Below are 5,323 nucleotides of genomic sequence, written 5' to 3'. Positions count from 1 at the left end.
CCGCGCAGCTGCGGGCGAAGACCAGGCACTCCAGCAGTGAGTTGCTGGCCATGCGGTTGGCGCCATGCAGGCCGGTGCAGGCCGCTTCGCCGATGGCGTAGAGCCGGGGGACGGTGGAGGCGCCGTCCAGGCCGGTGGCGACACCGCCGCAGCTGTAGTGTGCGGCAGGTACCACCGGTATCGGCTGACGAGCGATATCCATGCCACGACCCAGGCAATGTGCATGGATGGTCGGAAAGTGCTGGCGTATGGCGTTCTCTCCCAGATGGCGTATGTCGAGCCAGACATGGGGAGAGCCCGTGCGCTGCATTTCGTCATCGATGGCCCGGGCGACGATATCCCGAGGAGCCAGCTCCGCTCGCGGATCGAGTGCCGGCATGAAGCGCTCGCCCCGTATGTTCAGCAGATGTCCACCCTCGCCTCTGACCGCCTCGCTGATCAGGAAAGGGGCGCCTTCCGGGTCGTAGAGGCAGGTGGGGTGGAACTGCTGGAATTCCAGGTTCATCAATTCGGCGCCAAGCTCGGCGGCCATCAGCATGCCTTCGCCGCTGGCGGGGTTGGGGCTGGTGGTGTGGCGATAGAGGCCGCTGGCACCCCCGGTGGCGAGAACGGTATCGGCTGCCAGCAGTACAGTCGGTTCGCCACGGCCATCCAGGCAGCGCGCGCCGCAACACTGGCCATGGCTATCGGCGACCAGGCCGATGGCGGTGAGATCGTCCCGTATGGTGATGGCGGGGTGAGCCAGGGTATTGGCCATCAGCGTGTCGAGCACGGCGCGCCCGGTGGCATCTTCGGCATGGATGATGCGTCGTGCCCCATGGCCACCCTCCGTGTCAGGTGATAGGGGTAGGGTGAAGCGGGGTCGGGGTCGCGGGTAAAGGGAACGCCCAGGGAGAGCAGCCACTCGATGGCGCCGGGTCCCTGCTCGACGGTGAAGCGCACGGCGCGTTCGTCGCACAGGCCGGCGCCAGCCACCAGGGTGTCGGCCACGTGGGCATCGAAGTCGTCCTGGGGGGAGAGCACGGCGGCAATGCCGCCTTGCGCCCAGCGGCTGGCGCTCTGGTCGTCGCTGGCGGGGCGAACCAGGGTGACGTGCCGGTTATCGGCTGCGTGCAGAGCCAGGGTCAGGCCGGCAACGCCGCCGCCGACAATCAGTACGTCATGTTCGCTACGGGGCATGCGGGGTCTCGCTGGAACCTGTTGCATCGGCCGTCTCGGCTCGTTAGGGAAACACTGCACAAATGCCTACACGAGCGAATCGCTGCGTTGCGCGGTGCCGAAGCGTCGGACCGTCGGATCCTCACATATACCCCATATGCTCCGGTTGACTCGAAGCCTTCGGCTTCTCGCCCTTCGGGGCCATCCTGCGGATGTTTGTCGCTTCGCTCGGTTCTGTGCTCCGTGCGCCTTGCGCTTCATCTCGCTCGGCAATTTGTTCAGCGTTTCCTTAGCGTCCGATGATACCGGGTGAGGAACGGGATAGCGAAGAGTCTGGTGCCCGGAGCCGGGCTCGAACCGGCACGGTGTTGCCACCGAGAGATTTTAAGTCTCTTGCGTCTACCAATTTCGCCATCCGGGCGGCACGGGATTCGAGCAGACAACTGAAGGGAATAAGTGGAGGCTGGAGTCGGAATCGAACCGGCGTACACGGAGTTGCAGTCCGCTGCATAACCACTCTGCCATCCAGCCTCAATGAGTCGTATGGAGCGGGAAAGGAGATCGACCGGACCGGCGCACCGGCTCACGACCCTCTATTCCGCCTCTCTTGGGGCTTTGCCCGAAGAGAAATGGAGCGGGAAAGGAGATTCGAACTCCCGACCCTCGCCTTGGCAAGGCGATGCTCTACCACTGAGCTATTCCCGCTCGACTCGAGAGCGAATTATACGGATAAGGTCGTTTCTGTCAATTACTTGTTGGCCTTTCCTGCTACATGGATCGGCTCAGGTGCGGCCAGGCGGAACGCAGGTAGAGCACCATGGACCAGAGGGTCAGGATAGCCGCGACGTAGAGCGTGGCGATACCGAGAAGGGCGAACTGGGTGCCCGGCGGAAAAGCCAATAGCAGCAGCAGGGCGATCATCTGCAGGGTGGTCTTGACCTTGCCCAGCCAGGAGACGGCGACGCTGCCGCGCTTGCCCATTTCGGCCATCCACTCCCGCAGCGCCGAGATGACGATCTCGCGGCCGATGATCACCAGCGCCGGCAGCGTCAGCCAAACGCTGTCGAAACGCTCGATCAGCAGGGCCAGGGCGACGGCGACCATCAGCTTGTCAGCCACCGGATCGAGAAAGGCGCCGAAGGAGGTGGCCTGGTCCCAGCGGCGTGCCAGGTAGCCGTCGAGCCAGTCCGTTACTGCGGCCAGGGCAAACAGGCCAGCGGCAACCGGCATGCTCCAGGAGAAGGGTAGATAGAAGAACACCACCAGCAGCGGGATGAAGGCGATTCTAGCCAGCGTCAGGATGTTGGGGATGTTCATTGACAGGGGGATCCTTGCCTGAGGTCAGGGTTACCGAGAAGGCCACCATTCTATCCGCAGTGGGTCCTTTCATCCATGCAGCGAACGATGAATCGTGTCGGCCAGGGTGGCGCTGATCCCGGGAACCCTGGCCAGCTCCTCGCGACTGGCCTGCTTGACGCCCTGCAGGCCGCCGAAGAAGCGAAGCAATTCCCGTCGGCGCTTGGGGCCGATGCCTTCGATATCTTCCAGTGTGGAGCTGCGGCGGGCCTTGTCGCGCCGACTGCGATGCCCGGTTATGGCGAAGCGGTGGGCTTCATCACGGACATGCTGGATGAGGTGCAGGGCAGGCGACGCGCCATCCAGGTCGAGTGTGTGATCCACGGTTTCCACGAACAGGGTTTCCAGGCCGGCCCGGCGGGTGGTGCCCTTGGCCACGCCCAGCAGCAGGATGTGTTCGAGTCCCAGCTCGGACAGCACCTCGCGGGCCTGGTTCAACTGCCCCTTGCCGCCATCCACCAGCAGGATGTCCGGCGTCATGCCTTCCCCATCGGCAAGGCGACGGAAGCGGCGGCTCAGTGCCTGGCGCATGGCGGCATAATCGTCACCGGCCGCTACGCCCTCGATATTGAAGCGCCGGTAATCCGATTTTCGCGGCCCACTCTGGTCGAATACCACGCAGGAGGCCACGGTGGCCTCGCCATGGCTGTGGCTGATGTCGAAGCACTCCAGCCGCTGCGGAGCCCGTGGCAAGGCGAGTGCTGCGCGCAACGCATCGAAGCGGAGTGTGAGCTGCGCCTGGCTGGCCAGTTGGCCGGCCAGCTGCTGTTCGGCGTTGGTACGCGCGAGCTCGAGCCACTGGTGGCGATGGCCGCGCACGCTGTGCGCCAGTCGAACTCGGCGCTCGGCGCGAGCCGCCAGTGCACTTTCCAGGATATCGGTATCGGCAAGCGGCAGGCTGGTGATCACTTCCCGCGGAATGTCCCGGCCCTGGCCCAGGTAATACTGGCTGATGAACTCCGCCAGCAGGTCGTGGGCCGCCAGGCCCAGGTTGTTGCCGGGCTTGTGATGACGGGCGCCGAGCAGGCGCCCCTGGCGCACGGCCAGCACGGAGATGCACAGCGAGTCCTCGCGCTCCGCCACGGCAAAGACGTCGGCGTCGCCGCCTTCGGTGTCGACGAACTGGCGCTGCTGGAGCTGGCGCAGATGCTGCACCTGGTCACGCAGGCGGGCGGCATCCTCGAAGGCCAGGTCCCGGCTGGCAGCCTCCATGGCCTCGGTCAGCTCGCCGGTGACCTGTTCGCTGCGACCCTCCAGGCACATGACGGCATGCTCGAGATCGCGACGATAGTCGGCCTCGCTGATATAGCCGACACAGGGGGCGCTGCAGCGCTGAATCTGGTACTGCAGGCAGGGTCGGGTGCGGTGCGCGAAGACGCTGTCCTCGCAGTTGCGGATGCGAAAGATCTTCTGCATCAGCGACAGGCTTTCGCGCACCGCCCCGCTGCTGGGGTAGGGCCCCAGATAGCGACCGTCCTCGTGGCGCCGCCTGGCTCGTTTGTACTCGAGCGCCGGGTAGGGATGGCGGTCGGTGACGAAGACGAAGGGATAGGATTTGTCGTCGCGAAGCAGGATGTTGTAGGGCGGGCGCAGCTCCTTGATCAGGGTCTGCTCCAGCAGCAGCGCTTCGATCTCGCTGCGGGTCACCGTGACCTGAACGTCCGCGATACGGCCGACCATGGCCTGTGTCTTGGCATTGAGGGTGCCGCGAAAATAGCTCGACAAGCGCGCCTTCAGGCGTTTGGCCTTGCCGACATAGAGGGTATCGCCCTGCTCATCGAGCATGCGGTAGATGCCCGGGGCTTGGGTCAGGTGGGCGAGAAACTGTCGGGAATCGAAGGTCATCTTGGAACTGGCTGGGGCGTGAGCCCCAAGCTTACCAGATTGTTCGTCTCAGCTGACGGTATCGAAGCCATCGACCAGGCCATGTTTCAGGCCCAGGTGGGTGAGCTCGACGTCGGTCTGCACCCCCAGCTTTTCGAAGATTCGGTAGCGATAGGTGTTGACGGTTTTCGGGCTGAGGAAGAGGCGATCTGATATCTCCGAGACCCGCTGGCAGTTGACGATCATCATCGCCACCTGCAGCTCGCGCTGGGAGAGCTGGTCGAAGGGGTTCTCTTCCGAGTCGAAGCGTGACAGCACCAGGCGCTGGGCAATATCCGGGCTGATATAGCGGTGACCGGCAAATACGCTGCGGATCGCGTCGACCATATCCGGGACCTGGGTGTCCTTGCTGATAAAGCCCCCGGCCCCCGCTTCCAGCAGGCGCTGGGCGAAGTTGTCTTCCATGAAGCCGGTAAGGGCCAGTACACGGATGTCGGCGCTATTGCGCATGATCTTGCGCGTCGCCTCCAGGCCGCCGATACCCGGCATGCGAAGGTCCATCAGCACCACATCCGGGTCCAGCTTGCGGCTCAGGGTGATGGCCTCCTCTCCGCTGGCAGCCTCGCCGACCACGTCGATGTCTTCCTCCTCATCCAACAGGCGAGCGAGACTGGTGCGAACCAGGTGATGGTCATCGACAATGAGAACCTTGATCAAGGCTGACGTCCCTCGTCATTGCTGTTGATCACGGAAGCGTCCGTGAAGAGAGCGGATGGTATTGAAGCCACCAAGCTTGCCACACTCGTCGGCCAAGGGAAATTGGCTTAGTGCCCATACTGCACGTTACCGTCAACGGGGCGTGAAAACTGGCGGGTTAGGTTGACTGGCCAGACAGTGGTCGGTATCATTTGCCTCGTTCTTGCGAGAGCAACAACGTGGGGCCTTAGCTCAGCTGGGAGAGCGCAACACTGGCAGTGTTGAGGTC

3 protein-coding genes, 3 tRNA genes and 1 pseudogene are annotated in these 5,323 nt (G+C 63.8%); all 7 read right to left on the bottom strand.

All coding sequences use genetic code 11. The features are described 5' to 3' along the window. Nucleotides 1-1,179, bottom strand: a pseudogene (gene nadB, locus Q427_RS18280) (L-aspartate oxidase); the annotation flags it as partial. A gap of 313 nt (nt 1,180-1,492) precedes the next feature. Then, nucleotides 1,493-1,579 (bottom strand) — tRNA-Leu (locus tag Q427_RS18275). A gap of 36 nt (nt 1,580-1,615) precedes the next feature. Continuing rightward, nucleotides 1,616-1,689: transfer RNA gene (locus tag Q427_RS18270), tRNA-Cys, on the bottom strand. A gap of 99 nt (nt 1,690-1,788) precedes the next feature. Continuing rightward, a tRNA-Gly gene (locus tag Q427_RS18265) sits at nt 1,789-1,863 on the bottom strand. A gap of 63 nt (nt 1,864-1,926) precedes the next feature. Beyond that, nucleotides 1,927-2,475 (bottom strand): CDP-diacylglycerol--glycerol-3-phosphate 3-phosphatidyltransferase, encoded by a 549-nt coding sequence (gene pgsA / locus Q427_RS18260; RefSeq protein ID WP_043516544.1) that lies wholly within the window; start codon nt 2,473-2,475, stop codon nt 1,927-1,929. Between the two features lie 69 nt (nt 2,476-2,544). After that, nucleotides 2,545-4,359: an excinuclease ABC subunit UvrC gene (uvrC, locus tag Q427_RS18255; protein ID WP_043516543.1), complete on the bottom strand. Its 1,815-nt coding sequence runs from the start codon at nt 4,357-4,359 to the stop codon at nt 2,545-2,547. Nucleotides 4,360-4,407: 48 nt separating this feature from the next. Beyond that, nucleotides 4,408-5,055 carry a UvrY/SirA/GacA family response regulator transcription factor gene (uvrY, locus tag Q427_RS18250; RefSeq protein WP_043516542.1) on the bottom strand — a complete coding sequence of 216 codons (648 nt, stop codon included), beginning with the start codon at nt 5,053-5,055 and terminating at the stop codon, nt 4,408-4,410. Nucleotides 5,056-5,323 lie beyond the last annotated feature (268 nt).

This window comes from Halomonas sp. BC04, from assembly GCF_000568385.1.
This window is presented reverse-complemented; position numbering and strand designations above follow the sequence as displayed.

What these genes read in the sequence shown, in the direction of transcription:
- pgsA (WP_043516544.1), bottom strand. Translation starts at nt 2,475, where the DNA reads ATGAACATCCCCAACATCCTGACGCTGGCTAGAATCGCCTTCATCCCG.
- uvrC (WP_043516543.1), bottom strand. Translation starts at nt 4,359, where the DNA reads ATGACCTTCGATTCCCGACAGTTTCTCGCCCACCTGACCCAAGCCCCG.